At 37.6% G+C, this 18,284-nt stretch carries 6 protein-coding genes; 5 read left to right on the top strand and 1 reads right to left on the bottom strand.

Annotated elements, in window-relative coordinates; translation table 11 throughout:
* Positions 1–44: 44 nt before the first annotated feature.
* The 4 genes from NSA47_RS12285 to NSA47_RS12270 all read left to right on the top strand — a co-directional run bounded on the left by NSA47_RS12285 (position 45) and on the right by NSA47_RS12270 (position 14,151).
* The gene (locus NSA47_RS12285; protein WP_373370327.1) at positions 45–2,144 is read left to right on the top strand and encodes a methyl-accepting chemotaxis protein; all 2,100 of its coding nucleotides are present in this window, start codon (positions 45–47) and stop codon (positions 2,142–2,144) included.
* Positions 2,145–2,311: 167 nt separating this feature from the next.
* Positions 2,312–2,899, top strand: coding sequence for a DNA-3-methyladenine glycosylase (locus tag NSA47_RS12280; protein WP_257532424.1), 588 nt, complete (start codon positions 2,312–2,314; stop codon positions 2,897–2,899).
* A gap of 128 nt (positions 2,900–3,027) precedes the next feature.
* Positions 3,028–5,484: a sugar phosphate nucleotidyltransferase gene (locus tag NSA47_RS12275; RefSeq protein WP_257532421.1), complete on the top strand. Its 2,457-nt coding sequence runs from the start codon at positions 3,028–3,030 to the stop codon at positions 5,482–5,484.
* 21 nt (positions 5,485–5,505) lie between these two features.
* Positions 5,506–14,151, top strand: coding sequence for a glycoside hydrolase family 94 protein (locus NSA47_RS12270; RefSeq protein WP_257532419.1), 8,646 nt, complete (start codon positions 5,506–5,508; stop codon positions 14,149–14,151).
* A gap of 66 nt (positions 14,152–14,217) precedes the next feature.
* Here the strand turns inward: NSA47_RS12270 and NSA47_RS12265 are convergent, their stop codons facing one another.
* Positions 14,218–14,700 carry a GNAT family N-acetyltransferase gene (locus NSA47_RS12265; protein ID WP_257532417.1) on the bottom strand — a complete coding sequence of 161 codons (483 nt, stop codon included), beginning with the start codon at positions 14,698–14,700 and terminating at the stop codon, positions 14,218–14,220.
* A 482-nt stretch (positions 14,701–15,182) separates the two neighbouring features.
* On the opposite strand from NSA47_RS12265, the gene NSA47_RS12260 reads away from it, so the two are divergent.
* Entirely contained in the window at positions 15,183–18,128 is a 2,946-nt protein-coding gene (locus NSA47_RS12260) for a vitamin B12-dependent ribonucleotide reductase (RefSeq protein WP_257532416.1), read from the top strand.
* The last annotated feature ends 156 nt before the right edge of the window (positions 18,129–18,284 follow it).

Here is an 18,284-nt window from a genome sequence, read left to right as displayed (position 1 = left end):
ATACATAAAATATCTTAGAATCATAACTTGTATGGAGGAAACAGATGAAGAAAATTAAAATAAATTTCAAAAAAATAAAACTTAAAAAAATAAATTTAAAAAGAATAGACTTTAAAAAAATAAATTTAAAAAAGAGTAAAATAAAAAATAAAAAAATTGGAAGTATTAGAACAAAGTTAATTATCTATTTTTCTGCCATTATTTTATTATCATCCATGGCCTTGGGATTGATTGCCTTACAAAGTTCTAGTGCTACCTTGACCCAAGAAGCAGAATTAGCCCTTGGGACAATGGCATCAGAGGCAGCAAAATTAACCCAAAGCAAAATTGAAGTGCAAAAACAAGCCTTGAAAATGATTGCCCTAAACAAAGATATCCAGGAAATGGATTGGGAAATACAAAAGTCTATACTACATAAGCAATTGGATGGAACAAACTTTTTTGCCCTAGCTGTAGTTACTCCAGATGGCACTGCCAATTATTCCAATGGCACCGTAGCTCAGTTGGGAGATAGAGAATATGTACAAAAAGCCTTTCAAGGAGAAACGGTCATATCAGATACATTAGTTAGCCGTGTGACAAATGATTTGGTGATCATGTATGCTACGCCTATAGAAGATCAAGGGGAGGTAGTGGGAGTCTTAGTAGGTCGTGCCAACGGATATTCCCTAAGTGAAATAGTGAAGGGTATAGGCTATGGGGATAGCGGATATAGCTATGTTATTAATAATAGTGGAACAGTAGTTGCCCATCTTGATAGACAGAAGGTCATGAAGCAGTTTACCCCCATTGAGGAATATAAAAATGATACTAGCTTAAAATCCATAGCTCAATTATTTGAAAAAATATTAGCAGAAAAAACAGGGGTGAGTAGTTACTCCTTTGAAGGGCGGGATTTGTATACGGGTTATGCTCCCATAGAAGATAGCAATTGGACATTTGTTATTAATGCCGATAAAAAGGAAGTATTATCGGCCCTTCCCCTCATCCAAAGGACTATTTTTGGGGTGGCAGGTATTATCTTAGTGTTCAGTATAATCCTTGTATTTATTTTAGGAACGAAAATGACAAAACCCATTATTCAAGCCGTACACCATGCAAAGAAAATAGCTGGCTTGGATATTACTGAAGATTTTCCCCAAACTTTTTTGCAGCAGAAGGATGAAATCGGTGATTTATCAAGGGCTCTACAGGGGATGACCAATAATCTTAGGGAGATTATTGAAGAAATTAAGGATTCTTCAGAACAGGTAGCAGCTACTTCAGAGGAATTGACAGCCACATCCCAACAAGCAGCCACTGCTGCCGAGGAAGTATCAAGAACAGCAGAGGAAATAGCCGTTAGTGCATCAAATCAAGCGCGAAATACAGAGGAAGGTTCCACAAAGGGGAATCTATTAGGACAGTATATTGATCAAGATCAAGAATATGTAGGGGATTTAAATAATGCTTCAAGTCATGTAATAGAAGTTGTTAATGGTGGATTGGAAGAGATTGAAAATCTTTCTAAAATAACAGAGGAAAGTAGTAGAGCAACAAAGGAAATCTATGAAGTGATATTAAAGACAAGTGATAGTTCCAATAAAATCGGTCAGGCAAGTGAGGTTATTGCCTCTATTGCGGCTCAAACCAATCTACTTGCTTTAAATGCAGCCATTGAAGCTGCAAGAGCAGGAGAGGCAGGAAGGGGTTTTGCTGTTGTAGCAGAAGAAATAAGGAATTTGGCAGAGCAATCTTCATCCTCCACAAAAGCCATTGATGAAATGGTACAAGAATTACAAAATAATGCTCAGAATGCAGTAAGAAGCATAGAAAGAGTGACTACAATTGCCCACGAGCAAGCCAGTAGTGTAACAAGTAGCAAAGGTAAATATATGCAGATAGATGAAGCCATGAAGGGCTCTGAAAAAGCTGTTGTACAGTTAAATGTTTTAGTAGAAGAAATGGAAAAAATGAAAGATGACATATTAGATACCCTACAAAGCCTATCTGCCATAGCAGAAGAAAATTCTGCCTCTACCCAAGAAGTCACAGCTTCCATGGAAGAACAAACCGCGGCGGTAGAGGAAGTTGCTAGTTCGAGTGAGAATTTATCAGAATTAGCCCAAAGGTTGCAAAAAATTATTGATAGATTTAAAGTATAAGCCTTTGAATAGGCTGGTTATGGTAAAGACACCGGGAATTGAGCAAATTTAATTCCCGGTGTTTTTATTATAAAATAATAAAATAGGAAACAATGTACTATAAGGATATTATATTAAGATCTTTAGGGAAAAGTATAATGGAAATAAAACAATAAGGAGTGGTTTTTTTGAGACTTGATTTATCCTTCTATCAAAAAGATGCGATTACCCTGGCCCAAGATTTATTAGGAAAGCTGTTAGTGCGGGAAATAAATGGACAAAAAATTATATCAAAAATTGTGGAAGTAGAAGCCTACATGGGACCAGAGGATAAAGGAGCCCATACTTATAATAATCGTAGAACGGAAAGAACAGAAGTAATGTTTTGGAGGGCAGGTCATGCTTATATCTATATTATTTATGGAATGTACTATTGTTTAAACGTAGTGGCAGCCGAGGAGGGGATTCCCCAGGGCGTATTGATCAGGGGCATAGAGCCTATAGAAGGTTTGGATATCATCAAAATAAATAGACCCATAAAAAGTAGAAAGATTCAAGACCTAACCAATGGACCGGGCAAGCTGTGTCAAGCTTTAGATATTGATATAAATTTAAGGGGAACAGATTTGGTCTATGGACAAGACTTATATATCCTTGACCATCAAGAAACCTTTGAAACCATAGCTTCTAAAAGGATAAACATAGATTATGCTGAGGAATATAGGGATAAGCTATGGAGATTTTACATAAAGAATAATATTTTTGTATCGAAATAGGCCTATAAAAATAGGCTTATTTTTATGAAAAATGTATAGATAACCCCAACATCCATATAATAAATCTACACTTAAATGATAAACTAGAAAACTTTTAGCTAGGAGTGATTGCAATCAAAGCGGTAATTATGGCTGGTGGGGAAGGGACAAGGTTACGTCCTTTGACCTGTGGTTTACCTAAACCCATGGTGCCCATATTAAATAAACCAATTATGGAACATATTATAAATTTATTGAAAGAAAATGGAATAGAAGATATCGCTGTCACAATGGCCTATCTCCCGGAAGTAATCAGGGACTATTTTGGTGACGGTTCTCAATGGGGAGTGAATTTTACATACTATATAGAAGACACCCCCTTGGGTACCGGAGGGAGCGTAAAAAATGCCCAAGAATTTTTAGATGAAACTTTTATTGTCATCAGTGGAGATGCCTTGACAGATATCAATCTCCCTAAGGTGATAGAATTTCACAAGGAAAAGAAATCTATGGCTACTTTGGTGTTGAAAAAAGAATTTATTCCTTTGGAATATGGGGTAATCATCACAGATCAAAGAGATAGAATTATTCGATTCCTAGAAAAACCAAGCTGGGGAGAGGTGTTTAGTGATACCATCAATACTGGCATTTATATATTAGAGCCTGAAATTATGGACTATTATAAAAAAGGGGAAAGGTTTGACTTTAGCAAAGATTTATTTCCAAAGATATTGCAGGATAGATTACCCATGTATGGTTATGTCGCAAAAGATTATTGGTGTGATATAGGGGATATAGCTACCTACAATCAATCTCAATTTGATACGCTACAGGGATTGGTAAATCTACCTAAAATCTATCAACAATATAAAGAAATTGAAAAAGGGATATGGGTAGGAGAGGGAGTTGAATATAAAGAAAACGTTAAATTTATTCCTCCGGTATGCATGGGGAAAAACAGCTATATAGAAAAAGAAAGTTCTATAGGACCCAATGTAGTCATGGGAGAAAATTGTCATGTAGGGCAGGGCACCAGTATAAAAAACTCTATTATCTGGGGAAACTGCTCCATGGGTAGCCAAGTAGAGCTTAGGGGCAGTATAATTTGTCAGGGTTCATCCCTAGGAGATAGAAGTAACCTATATGAACAATCTGTTGTAGGTAACCAGGTTAGAGTCCTTCCCGGTGCGACCATCAATCCCAATATAAAGATATGGCCCCATAAAATCATAGAGGAAAACACTGTAGTGGATCAACATCTTATATGGGGCACTAAAGCTTCTAAGATTTTATTTGGACACAGAGGTATTTCCGGTGAACTAAACGTGGATATGACCCCAGAATTTGCCTCCCAGTTAGGTTCGGCCCTTGCCACTACCTTAAAGGAAAAGGGAAAAGTCATCCTAGCCTCTGACCAAAATAAAGGCAGCCAACTCATCAAGCAAGCTATTACATCAGGCATTTTAGCTGGGGGCTTAGGTGTTATCGATGTGGGAGAAGGTCCCCTACCCTTGTTAAGGTATGCTATTCGATACTTTAAGAGCCCTGGGGGAGTATATATCAGTGGGGAAGAACTACAATCCAGCAAACTTCATATAGAGATAATGAATGAAAAAGGGGCCAATGTGGACAGAAACACTGAAAAAAATATTGAGAACATCTTTAATAGGGGAGATTTTCAAAGGGTGAATAATAAACAAATGTCTAGGGTGCTTTATCAAAAAGACTTTTCTACTGCTTACATTACTCAGGGAATCTCACTATTAAATTCCATAGATAAAGTAAAGGAAAGAAACATGAATGTCATCGTTTCTTCTCCTGAAAATAGTATTTTAGCCTTAGGTTCTACATTATTAGAAACCCTAGGTTGCCATGTATATAGAATAAAGGTAGATGAAAAAGAAAAAAATCATCAAACCATTTTCTCCCATATAGAAAGTCAAATAAAAAAAGGCCAGGGTGATTTAGGGATATTTATTGATAAAAAAGGGGAAAGTCTAGTTCTGTTTGACGAAGAAGGAGAAAAAATTCAAAAAGAAAGATACCAATTATTAGCAGACCTTATTGCATTAAAAACAGGAAACTGTAAAAAAGTAGTGGCATCTCATACCTTTCCCGAAGCCATAGAAGATATAGCAAAAAAATATCATGCTGAGGTAGTGAGGACAAAATCCGCTCCTTCGGAGGTTCTTAATGAAATTTTGACTATAGAAGAAGACAATGAACAATTATTACCCTATATACTGCGTTATGATGCCCTTTGGGCCATGGGAAAAATCATTGATTATCTGGTACAAGAAAATATAAGCCTAAGGGAGCTAATTACAGAAATCCCAGAGTTTTATTACAAAGAAGAACACATTCCTTGTAATTGGAAGGATAAGGGCAGAGTGATCGGAAAGATCATTTCTCAATATGATGAAGAAGTTTTAGAACTCTTTGAAGGCGTAAAAATCAAAGAAGATAAAGGATGGGCAATTGTTTTGCCCGATAGTGAAAAACCCTTAGTGAATATCTACACTCAAGGATTTTCCGAAGAATATGCCCAAGAACTGTCCAATGATTTCATAGAAAAAGTGAAAAAGATTATTGATGGAGAAAAATAGGTAGATGGAAAAATAGAAAGGATGAAGCTTATGATATTCCTATGGATTCTATTTATACTCATCATCTTCATGATGATGAGTATAAAATTTAAGAAAAGTATAAGGGAAAAATATCCCCCTATTGAAATAAATGATGTGCTACTTAATTCGGAACAATTGGAACAACATGGAATCCGTGTAGCAGAAAATCATAGTTTATCTCCAAGGGAAAAATCAGCCACCTGCCTAAGGGGAAGATTAAGAAAAAACTATAGGGAGATTTTTGCAATATATAAAGAGCTAAACCAGGATGGGAGACAGGGCATAACCCTATCTCCTGCTTCGGAATGGCTATTGGATAATTTTTATGTCGTTGAAAATCAGGTGAAGAGTATTGAACAAAATCTTACTAAGGATAAATGCGCCAAATTGGCCATCTTAAATAGCGGTTCCTTAAAGGGAGTACCTAGAATATACGCCCTTGCCCTAGAGTTGGTGTCCCATACCGATGGAAGAATTGATGAGCAGCTTATTTATCATTTTTTGAAATCCTATCAAAGTAGGCAAGCACTTTCTATTGCAGAGCTTTGGGTCCTACCCCAGATGATCACCATGGCTATGATAGAAAATATTCATTATATCTGCAAAAACATGGAAAAAAGTCAGGAACAATTGCGGGCCATTCATAAACTAAAGCATCAAGGGGAAGAGGCGTACTTACACTCCATAGAGGAACACCTAAATTCCATGGAGGAAATTCACCCCACTTTTGCAGAATACCTTGTAAAAGCCCTTAGAAAAAATCAACTAAGCACAGAAGGGCTTCAAAATATATTGGAGAGAAAGCAAAGCCAATGGGATGGAGATTTAGAAGAATTAGCAGAACGTTCCTATCAGCAGCAGGCTAGTAGAAAAGTATCCATGGGCAATTCTATAACCAGTCTTCATAGAATATCTACCTTGGAGTGGAATGAAATATTTGAAAACTTATCCTTAGTAGAAGATATTTTAAGACAGGATCCAGCAAATATATATTCTGTCATGGACTTTGATTCCAGGGATTATTATCGTCAACAAATAGAAGATATCGCTAAAGAGTGTAGAGTATCAGAAAAAATAGTAGCTAAAAAAGTATTAGAATGCGCTGCAAAAGGAGACAAAGGGGAGGAATTTACCAAAGAAGCCCACGTAGGGTATTATCTGTTGGATAGAGGAAAGAAACAACTATACAGTCTGTTAGGAAAAAAATATCAAGGAAGACTAAGAAAGCCTTCTTCCTTTTATACTTTTCCTGTTATTTTGCTGACCCTATTATTGGGGGCATTCATTGCGATTTACACTTATTCCCACTATCTTGGTGAATACCCCAATAGTATTAATGCCCTAAGTCTTAGTTTTTTTATGGGACTTTTTAGCCTGATTCCTCTTAGTGATATAGTTATTCATTTACAAAATTGGATCATTACAAGAAATATTCAACCTAGGTTTATTCCAAAACTAGAATTTAAAGAAGGGGTGCCCGAGAGTCATTCTACTTTAGTTGTCATACCAACTTTGCTGACTAGGACAAAGGGAGTAAAGGATGTAATGGAACAATTGGAAGTCCATTATTTAGCCAATAGAGAAAAAAACTTTTATTTTGCGGTAGCAGGAGATTTTAAAGATGCTGAGAAAGAGCATCAAGAGCAGGATGAGGATATCATTGACCAGGCCATGAAGGCAGTAGACCACTTAAATAAAAAGTATAAAGAAGAAAAATTTTTCTTTTTCCACAGAAAAAGAACTTATAATGAGAAAGAAAAGCGCTGGATGGGATGGGAAAGAAAGCGAGGGGCTTTAGTAGAGTTAAACCAATTATTAAGAGGCAGCCACGACACATCTTACACCTTCATCTCTCAAGGCTTAGAACAATTGCCCACTATCCAATACGTGATTACCTTAGATGGGGATACCAAGTTACCTATAGAAGAAGGCAGAAAGTTAGTAGGAGCCATGGCCCATCCTTTAAATCATCCTGTTATTCATCCGGAAAAGGGGATAGTAGTAGAAGGTTATGGACTAATTCAACCTAGAATTGCAGTGGATATTGAAAGCAGTAACAAAACCGCCTTTTCAAGAATATTTGCCGGACAAGGGGGAATTGATCCTTATACTACAGCTGTTTCTGATGTGTATCAGGATTTATTTGGTCAGGGGATTTTTACTGGTAAAGGCATTTATCATTTAGAAACGTTTCAAAAATGTCTAGGAGATGCGTTGCCCTCTAATGCTATTTTGAGCCATGATTTACTAGAGGGAAGTTATATCAGAGCAGGATTAGCGACAGATATTCAATTAATAGATAGCTATCCTTTCCAATACAGTTCCTATATGATGAGGCTGCATCGTTGGGTAAGGGGAGATTGGCAATTAATTCCTTGGCTTTCCCATAGGATATATAATGGTAAGGAAGAGAAAATAAATAATCCCATCAATAGGCTCTCTAGGTGGAAAATACTAGATAATCTTAGGCGAAGTTTAGTGTCCACCACTACTTTACTTTTTATCCTGCTTTCAGTGGCTGTTTTCCCAGGAAATATCCTTCTGTGGTTGATACTGGGCATACTCATGGTGTTTTTTCCTGTGATTATGGGGTTAATAGACTATCTAATATTAAAATATCATAAAGCCCCTCGGGAAAAACTAAATGGAAATATGATCCATGGTTTAAAATCTTCTTTATACCAAGGTCTATTGAGGTATACTTTTTTACCCTATGATGCCTTTTATATGATGGATGCCATTATTCGTACCCTATATAGGATAAATATCTCGAAGATAAACATGCTAGAGTGGACAACTGCAGCAGATGCCGAAAGAAATTTGGCCAATGACTTTCACAGTTATATGAAAAGAATGAAGGCTGCATATTTTATAGGGATAGCCTTTATCTTACTCACCTTTTGGTGGACCTCTGAGCATCTACTGGTTGCTCTTGTATTGAGTATTCCATGGTTTTTATCTCCCTGGATTGCCCATCGGGTTAGTATGAGCTCACAACATGAAAAAGAGGAGCTTCGCCAGGAAGATTACCAAACCCTAATGAGATTGGCCAGAAAGACATGGGCCTATTATCAGGACTTCGCCCAGATAGACAATAATTTCTTGCCCCCTGATAATGTACAAATAAATCCTCCCAAAGGTGTTGCTCCTAGAACATCTCCTACCAACATAGGTTTTTTACTCATGGCTATTATGACGGCCAGGGATTTTGGATTTATTTCTACGGCAGAAATGGCAGAGAAGATCCATCAAACTCTTTCTACCATAAAAAAACTAGAGTGCTGGAAGGGACATTTATACAATTGGTATGATACCAAAACCTTGAAAGTACTTCCCCCTCGGTATGTATCTACGGTGGATAGTGGAAACTTTATTTCTTATCTCATGACATTAAAAATAGGCTTGCAGGAATATTTGGAAAAAAATATTGTGGATATGTCTTTCGTTAAGGGGATGAAACAGGAAGTATTATTAAGTAAGCCCTCAGAAACTAAAATGATACAAGAACTAAATCATGTTATCCAAGGGGAAAAGATAGATATAGATCATTGGAAAAATCTATTAGAGAAAATAGAGAACTTACAAGGGCAAGATAGTTACTGGCAAGAAAAACTTCAGCAAAGTGTAGAAATGCATAAGAAGACAATACAAGAGATTTTCCCTTGGTCAATTTTAACAGAACAATCCTTAAAGGGGATAGATCACAATGTGAACCCCTTAATTGAAGAAATAAAAAAGAACAATAGTTTAGTAGACTTAGAAAAAGTCTATAAAACTTTATTGGAGCATTTAATAAAAATCTCTACACAAGTGGCAGAAGAACATAAAGCCAATATAGAAGTAGTGATAGAGGATGTAACTTCTTCTCTTGAAAATGTAGTAAAAGGAATAGAAAGGATAAAAGACAATATAAAAGAATTAGATATTATCATACAGGAAACTGACTTTAGCTATTTATACGATGAAAAAAGGCAATTATTTTCCATTGGGTACAATGGAGAGGAACAAAAACTTACTGATTCTTATTATGATCTATTGGCCTCTGAAGCTAGGGTCACAAGCTATCTTGCCGTTGTGCAGGGAAGGGCACCCAAAAAGCATTGGTATAGACTAGGTAGGGCATTAACTAAGATTAATGGTTATAGATCCTTAGTATCTTGGACAGGCACTATGTTTGAATATTTTATGCCACCCTTGATTATGAAATATTATGACAATACCCTATTATCAGAAACCTATGGTACAGCAATAAAAGCCCAAGTAAAATATGGCAAGGAAAGAGGAGTACCCTGGGGGACTTCAGAATCCGGATACTATGCCTTTGATTTATCCCAAAATTATCAGTATAAAGCCTTTGGCGTGCCAGAATTGGGTCTGAAAAGGGGGCTGAAATCAGATTTAGTCATATCTCCCTACTCTAGCTTTTTGGCTCTACCTTATACCCCTGATAAAGCCATGAACAATATCTATGAATTAATAGGAGGAGGGCTGGAAGGTACCTATGGTTTATATGAAGCTGTGGACTATACGCCAAAACGCCTATCCAAGGGAGAAAATAAAGCCGTTATTGAAAGTTTTATGGCCCACCATCAAGGTATGAGCTTTGTAGTATTGAATAATGTGCTCCATGACAATATCATGGTAAAAAGATTTCATCATAACCCCATGGTCAAAGCTGGGGAAAGCTTACTACAGGAAAAAATACCCTTAAGGGTAATTATGGCCAAAGAATACAAGGATACTCTAGAAGATCTAGAACAGGAAATCAAAACATCCACAGCATCAGAGGGAAAAAGAAGCTTTACTATATCCAAGGAAAAGCTGCCCCACTGTCATCTTCTTTCCAATGGTAGATATCAAGTAATGCTAACCAATCAAGGTACGGGTTACAGTAAAGTAGAAGAGATATATCTTACCAGATGGAGAGAAGAGGCTCTAGGAGGAAACTATGGTGATTTTATCTTTCTTCGCAATGTGGAAAACAATGAGTTATGGAGTACAACCTATAGGCCTCTGGGAAAAAACCCCCAACATTATCAAGTAGAATTTTCCGAAGATAAGGCAAAGTTCATTCAAACCCAAGGGGGCATTGAAACCCATACAGAGATTGTCGTATCCCCAGAGGATCCTGTAGAAATCCGGAAGGTAAATATAACTAATCACCAAGACGTAGAAGTGGATTTAGAAATAACAAATTATGCAGAAATTGTTCTAGCCCCAAAATCTGCAGATTTGGCCCATCCTGCTTTTAGCAATCTCTTTGTACGGACTGAAAAAATGGAAAACTTAGATGGAATACTAGCCTCTAGACGTCCCAGAGAGGAAAAGGACAATACCAAATGGTCCTTTCACACCATCATAGGAGAGGAAAAAGACAGGGGGAAAATAAGCTATGAAACCTCTAGATATAAATTTATTGGAAGGGGAAAAAAAATACCTCAGGCAGAGGCATTGATAAGACCTCTGGAAAATACATCTGGCGCCGTACTAGACCCGATTATTAGTCTGAGAAAGAGAATCAAAATAGCCCCTGAAGATGGAGTAGAATTGTTTTTTGTTAAGGGGTTTGCTGAGAATAAGGAGCAGGCCTATTCCTTAGGAGAAAAATATGGGGATATATTATCCTTAGAAAATACATTTGAAATGGCTAGAATAAGGAGCCAGATTGAACTGACTAACCTAAACATAAGAGAAAAGGATATGGAGATGTATCAAGATATGATTGCCCATATTCTATTTATCAGTCCCACACGAAAAAAATATAGTAAGATTATGGAGAATAACAATAGAGGACAGTCCAGCTTGTGGGCCTATGGCATTTCAGGAGATTTACCTATTGTCCTAGTCTGTATAAAAAAGATTCATGAAATAGACTTAGTAGAAGATATGGTAAAGGCCCATCAGTATTGGGAATCCAAGGGGCTAAAGGTAGATTTGGTTATTTTAAATCAAGATGAAAGCAGCTATTTTCAGCCTATGGAAGAAGCCATAAGGGAAAAAATAAGTCACTTATATAGACAGGATAAATTCAATCAATCGGGTGGAATTTTTGTACTAAATGCAGCTGTCCTTCCTCAGGAAGATCAGACACTTTTATATAGTGTGGCCAAATTTGTCTTACAGGGGGAGAAAGGGAGCGTTGAAAAGCAGTTAAAAGAAGACGCAAATATTCGTGTGTCTCCTAAAAAAATCTTTAGGGGAACAAAAGTGGAATATCCTAGATTGGAAAAAAGCCAAGAAGAACTGTTTTTCTACAATGGCTACGGTGGGTTTATCAGGGATGGTAGTGAATATGTCATAGAGTTAGACAAAGACAATCAAACCCCTGCCCCCTGGATTAATGTCATCTCTAATCCAGATTTTGGTTTTCAAATATCAGAAAATGGTTCAGGCTTTATATGGGCTGAAAACAGTAGAGAAAACAAATTAACTCCCTGGTCAAATGATCCTATCACAGATCCTCCTGGGGAAGTTATTTACATTCGGGATGAAGACAATGGGGATTTTTGGACACCCACCCCATTGCCCATTCGGGGGAAGGAGAAATATACCATACGCCATGGATGGGGTTATACGGAATTTCATTATGATAATCATGGGATTGACCATAAACTAACTATGTTTGTACCCTTGGAAGATGCCACAAAGCTAAGTATGTTAAGACTAAAAAATCATAGTGATCAATTAAGAACTCTTGTGCTGACTTATTATGTTCATCCTGTTATGGGGGTAGCAGCAGAGGACACCCAGCCTTTTATTGTAACTTCAAAAGATGAGGAAACAGGTAGTCTTTTTATTCGAAATACCTATCAATCTGAGTTTCCCAATGGTAGGATAGCCTTAGCCTCATCAGAAACCATTACATCCTATACAGGAAGTAGAAAGGATTTTCTAGGCCATCAAGGGGATTTAAGTGGTCCCATAGCGATGAGCCAGGAAAAATTGTCCAATAATGTAGGTGCTGGATTTATTCCCTGTGGAGCCATTCAAATAGAAGTAAGCTTACAGCCCCAAGAGGAAAAAGATATTTCCTTCCTCCTAGCCTATGGCAATGATACCCACAAGGTAAGGGAATTAATTGGACAATACAAGGACATCCACCACAGCAATCAAGAGTTGCAAGGAGTAAAAAATTATTGGAAAAATCTATTGAGTAAAATTCAAGTGAATACGCCTGATGCATCCATGAACTATCTTTTAAATGGATGGCTATTGTATCAGTCCATTGCCTGCCGATTGTGGGCACGATCAGCCTTTTACCAATCGGGAGGTGCTTATGGCTACAGGGATCAAATGCAAGATACCATGAACCTATTACCTGTATTCCCCCAGGCTACTCGGGAACAAATTCTTATTAATAGTGCTCATCAATTCAAAGAGGGCGATGTACAGCATTGGTGGCATCCTGGACCGGGAGATAAAGGAATTCGTACCCGTTTCTCCGATGATTTACTATGGTTGCCCTTAGCCGTGGCAGAGTATCTGGATAAAACCCAAGATACAAGCATTTTAGAGGAGAAAGTAGCCTTTTTAGAAGATGCCCCCCTGGAAGAAGGGCAAGATGAACGCTATGGAGTTCCTAAGATATCAGAGGAAATGGGCACTGTATATGAGCATTGCATTAGGGCGATTGACCATGCTATGAAATTTGGAGACCATGGTATACCCCTTATGGGCTCAGGAGACTGGAATGATGGAATGAGCACTGTAGGGAATAAGGGCAAGGGTGAAAGTGTCTGGATGGGTTGGTTTTTATATCTCATTCTCAACAAATTTATCAAAGTTGCCCAATATAAAGAAGATAAAGAGAGAGCAGAGCACTATCAAAAGACAGCAGAGTGGATGCTCGATAATATGGAGAAAAATGCCTGGGATGGCAATTGGTATAGAAGAGCTTACTTTGATGACGGAACACCTTTAGGATCTATAGAAAATAAAGAATGTATGATTGACTCTCTAGCCCAATCCTGGTCAGTCATATCTGGTGGAGGGCAAGAGGAAAGAAGAAAACAAGCTATGGAAGCCGTAGAACACTATTTAGTTAAAAGAGAAGAGGGCTTGATCTTACTTTTTACTCCACCTTTTGATGAGGGAGATTTACACCCAGGGTATATCAAGGGCTATGTGCCTGGAGTAAGGGAAAATGGTGGACAATATACCCATGGAGCCACCTGGGTAATCAATGCCATGGCCATGATGGGAGAAGGAGACAAGGCTTGGGAATATTTTCACTTGATTAATCCCATAAATCATAGCCGAACTCCAATAGAGTGTGCCACCTACAAGGTAGAACCTTATGTCATGGCAGCAGACGTCTATGCTATTTCTCCCCATGTAGGTCGAGGAGGATGGACTTGGTATACAGGAGCTGCAGGCTGGATGTATACCGTAGGATTAAAATACATCCTAGGATTAGATATTCAAGGAGATAAACTGCTAATCAATCCCTGTATACCAAAGGATTGGAAAGAATATGATATGCAATATAGATATCAAGATACCTTGTATGAGATAAAAGTATATAACCCCCAAGGTGTAAATACCGGTATCAAGGAAATAAAAATAGATGGAAATATTATAAAAGAAGAATATATTGAATTAAAAAATGATCAAAAAGTCTATAAAGTAGAAGTAAAATTAGGTTGAAGTGAAAAAGACCGAGATAGTTAAGACTGTCTCGGTCTTTTTGCACTTTGTTTTAGACTTATAGGGTTAAATCTGAGTATTTTCAAAAAAGATTGCCGAATGATCATCAAACTTATGAAGCATTTCCACATGGGGAATATTGTCTTCCATAAACTCATCGCCTATTACCTCAAAACCTAAATTTTCATAAAAGGGAATAGCATGGGTTTGGGCATGAATAAGTACATCGGGATAGCCTTGCTTCTTCAATCTTTGCAGACAGTGATCCACTATAGTAAAACCATAGCCCTTTCCCCTATGTTCCTTCAAGACAGCCAGTCGACCTAGGGAAGCTTGTTCAGGAGATCTTTCAAATATCCTAGCTGTAGCTAGAGCATTATCATCTGAGTCCATCAAGACAGCATGTTCTGAAATTTTATCAATTACATCAAACTCATCCTCAGGAGGACAGTTTTGTTCCTCTACAAAAACCTTTCTTCTTACCTCATAAGCCTGGGATAAATCCTCTGGGAATAATATCCACTTAATTGCTAAACCTTGTCCTGCCATTTTTATTCTCCTCTCAATTCTAATAATGTTATATAGAGAAATAACGTCATAACTTAATAAAAAATACCAAGAGACTGCTTTCGGAGTAGACGCTTTAAACTTTCCAATTATCTCTACACTCAATAAACTTTGAAATAATTTTACTACAATTAGTAGAAAAATCAAGTATGTAAAAGAAAAAGAATACTATTCTACAAAAGAGTAGAAAATTCATCCTCAAGGACAGATTTTCTTTATGGCATCATGGAGATTCTTTGATATAATATGGAGGTAAGCTTATAGAAAAAAGTCACAAGAAATGATGTAGTGGAAAACCCATTTCTTTCTGTGGGTTTTCTTTTTGGTTTTCAAAACATACCATATATGGTATAATCTTAAAGCAATATACATATATTTAGTATTAATTATGTTTGTACTTTATTATATAGAGTATAAATAAACATATACCTTTAAAGGAATTTATACACAAGGGAGGAATAGGGGTGAAAACTCTTAGGGATTTATTCACGAGACATTTTACAAAGGAATTAGGTGATCAGACCGGAAAAACAGTTTATGACCTTTTTCAGTGGAAAACAGTGGACGTTTTTATGAAAAATTGGAAGACAGGTAAAACAATTGTAGACATGAAGGATCTAGAATTTCCAGTAAATTATAGTCAAAATGCCTGTAACATTATTGCCAGCAAATATTTTAGAAAGGCCGGCATCCCCAATGAATTTGGTTATGAAAGAAGTATGAGGGAAGTGACTGATAGATTAGTGGGCTTTTGGACAGATGCTCTAAAGGACGAGGGATTGATTGAAAGCCAGGAACAATGGCAAATTTTTTACGATGAACTTGCCTATGCATTCTTAAGCCAAATGTGGGCCCCAAACTCTCCCCAATGGTTTAATACAGGACTAAAAAGAAACTACGATATAGTTGGTACTTCTGATGGGCATTTTTACTATGATGAGGAGCAAGGGAAGGTAGTAGAAAGTCAGGATAGATATACAAGAACTCAAGCCTCTGCTTGTTTTATTGTGTCTATAGCGGATCAACTAATGGGTGACCATTCTATATCTGAGCAATATGTTACCGAAACAAAACTTTTTAAGGGTGGATCAGGGGTGGGTACAAACTTCTCCAACCTTAGGGGAAAAAATGAAAAACTATCCAGTGGTGGAGTTTCCTCTGGGATGATGAGTTTTTTACAGGGGCTAGATAAAAATGCTGGTGCCATAAAATCAGGGGGAACTACCCGTAGGGCAGCCAAAATGGTTATTGCCGATATCGATCACCCTGAAATAGAGGAGTTTATCACCTGGAAATCTAAAGAAGAGCAAAAAGTCAGGGATTTAGGGAAAATGGGCTATGATACCTCCATGGATGGAGAGGCCTATTACACCGTTGGAGGTCAAAATAGCAATAATTCCGTTAGAGTGAATGGGGACTTTATGCAAAAAGTTGCCAATTTAGAAAAAGACCCCCAAGCTGAAATAGAATTAAAGGGTAGAATTGATGACAAAATTAATAAAAACTTACAAGTCAAACATTTATGGAGATTAATTAACCAGTCCTCTTGGGATTGCGCTGATCCAGGTCTTCAATTTGATGATATTTTTAATCAATGGCATACTTGTCCAGCCGGAGAAGACGGGGAATTATGGGCAAAGCACAATCGCATTAATGCTACAAACCCTTGTTCAGAATATGCATTTTTGGATGATACAGCTTGTAACTTAGCCTCCATTAACGTTTATCGCTTTTATAATGAAGAAGAAAATATCTTTGATGTAGATTCCTATATTCATTTAATCGGCCTTATGCAAATGGCTCTAGAGGCCTCTATTCACTGGGGACATTTTCCTACAGAGGATATTGCGAGAAAGAGCTATATGTTTAGGACTACTGGTGGTGGGTTAGCCAATACCGCCTCTCTTTTCCTTGCTATGGGTTATCCCTATGATTCTGAGGAAAGTAGAAACTTAAACGCTGCATTGGCAGGTATTTTAACAGGATATTCCTACTATGTTTCTTCCTTAATGGCAGAAAAAGTAGGGGCGTTTTCTAAATATGAGTATAATAAAGAACATATGCTTAGAGTAATCAGAAACCATGCAAGGGTGGCAGGAGCTCTAGATAGTCCCTATGAAGAATTATCCTATCAACCTATAGAAGTTAATCATGAAGTCTTGGAAAAAGAGAATCTTTGTAACCTGAAAAATTCCTTAGTAAAGGTATGGAGCAAGGCTTTAGAAGCAGGAGAGGAATATGGATATCGAAATGCCCAGGTTAGTGTTATTGCTCCAACAGGGACTATTTCCTTTGCTATGGACTGCGGAGCTACTTCTATTGAACCTTTTTATAGCCATGTGGTGTATAAGCAGCTTGTAGGGGGAGGTTCTATGGAAATTGTCAATCCCATATTGGGAGTAGCTCTAAAGAACCTAGGCTATACCCCAGAGGAAATCAAAGAAATTGTGGATTTTATGATGGAAAAAGACGAACAGGGTATGCTGATGAATCATAGCATAGAGGGTGCACCCTATTTAAAATCAGAGCATTACCCTATATTTGATACTGCTAACACCATTTCCCCAGAGGGTCACGTGATGATGGTAGCAGCGACTACACCTTTAATTTGTGGTTCTATTTCCAAGACGGTAAATCTACCCCATCATGCTACCATAAAGGATATTGAAAGAATTCATTTGCTGGCTTGGCAAAAGGGGATTAAGGCAATCGCCCTATACAGGGATGGTTGTAAGGCTAGTCAACCCTTATCATCAGGTTTGAAAATAGACCGGGAAGAAACCTTAGAAGATATGAACTATAAGGAATTACTAGATTATGCTAAAAACTGTAATAAGGATGTACCCAATAGAAGAAAGCCAGGAGGCATGAGGGCAGGAAGAACCCATGCAGCAAAAATTGGAGATATAGAGCTTTACGTCACCGTTGGTTTTTATGAGAGTGGAGATATTGCAGAGATCTTCGTTTCCACCGATAAAGAGGGAACAGTAGTAAAAGGCTTACTGGCCTCCCTATCTAAATCCATCTCCAATATGCTCCAATATAACATTCCGCCAAAGGAGATATCAAGACTACTCCGAGGACAACAATATGAGCCCTCAGGATTTGTAGGAAGACATCCCTATATCAAATTTGCATCTTCAATTTCCGACTTAGTAAGTCGCATCATAGACATAGAATTGGGGGATTTTACCCGATGCCAAGTAAAGCCGGACACCTTTCATTACATTAACAAAAATAATGTCAGCGAAGTGGTAGCTACCACCGACAATTCTCAACCTGACCCTAAAGATATAGAGGGAGAAAGAATATATGGAGAGACCTGCAGCACTTGTGGAAGTAGCCAGTTAGTAAGAAATGGCACCTGCAAGGTATGTAAAGAATGTGGCACCACTACGGGATGCAGTTAAGATAGGAGAAAAAGCACTTTTCCGAGAAGTTGAGGTGACCCCTTAAAGTTAGACTTTATTAGCGAGACAGTTTCGGCTGCCTCGCTATTTTTATGCAGCCTGAAGACTAAGTCTGTATTGCACTGGACTTAGCCATCCAAGTTTCTCTTTAATTCT

It is taken from the genome of Irregularibacter muris (assembly GCF_024622505.1).
In the GTDB taxonomy this organism is placed as follows: Bacteria; Bacillota; Clostridia; order Eubacteriales; family Garciellaceae; genus Irregularibacter; species Irregularibacter muris.
Note: the sequence above shows the minus strand (reverse complement) of the source record. Positions and strands in the feature narration are given on the sequence as shown.

Bases quoted from the DNA above. Each gene is read 5' to 3' on its own strand.
- NSA47_RS12285 (WP_373370327.1), top strand. From the start codon at position 45: ATGAAGAAAATTAAAATAAATTTCAAAAAAATAAAACTTAAAAAAATA.
- NSA47_RS12275 (WP_257532421.1), top strand. From the start codon at position 3,028: ATGGCTGGTGGGGAAGGGACAAGGTTACGTCCTTTGACCTGTGGTTTA.
- NSA47_RS12270 (WP_257532419.1), top strand. From the start codon at position 5,506: ATGAAGCTTATGATATTCCTATGGATTCTATTTATACTCATCATCTTC.
- NSA47_RS12265 (WP_257532417.1), bottom strand. From the start codon at position 14,700: ATGGCAGGACAAGGTTTAGCAATTAAGTGGATATTATTCCCAGAGGAT.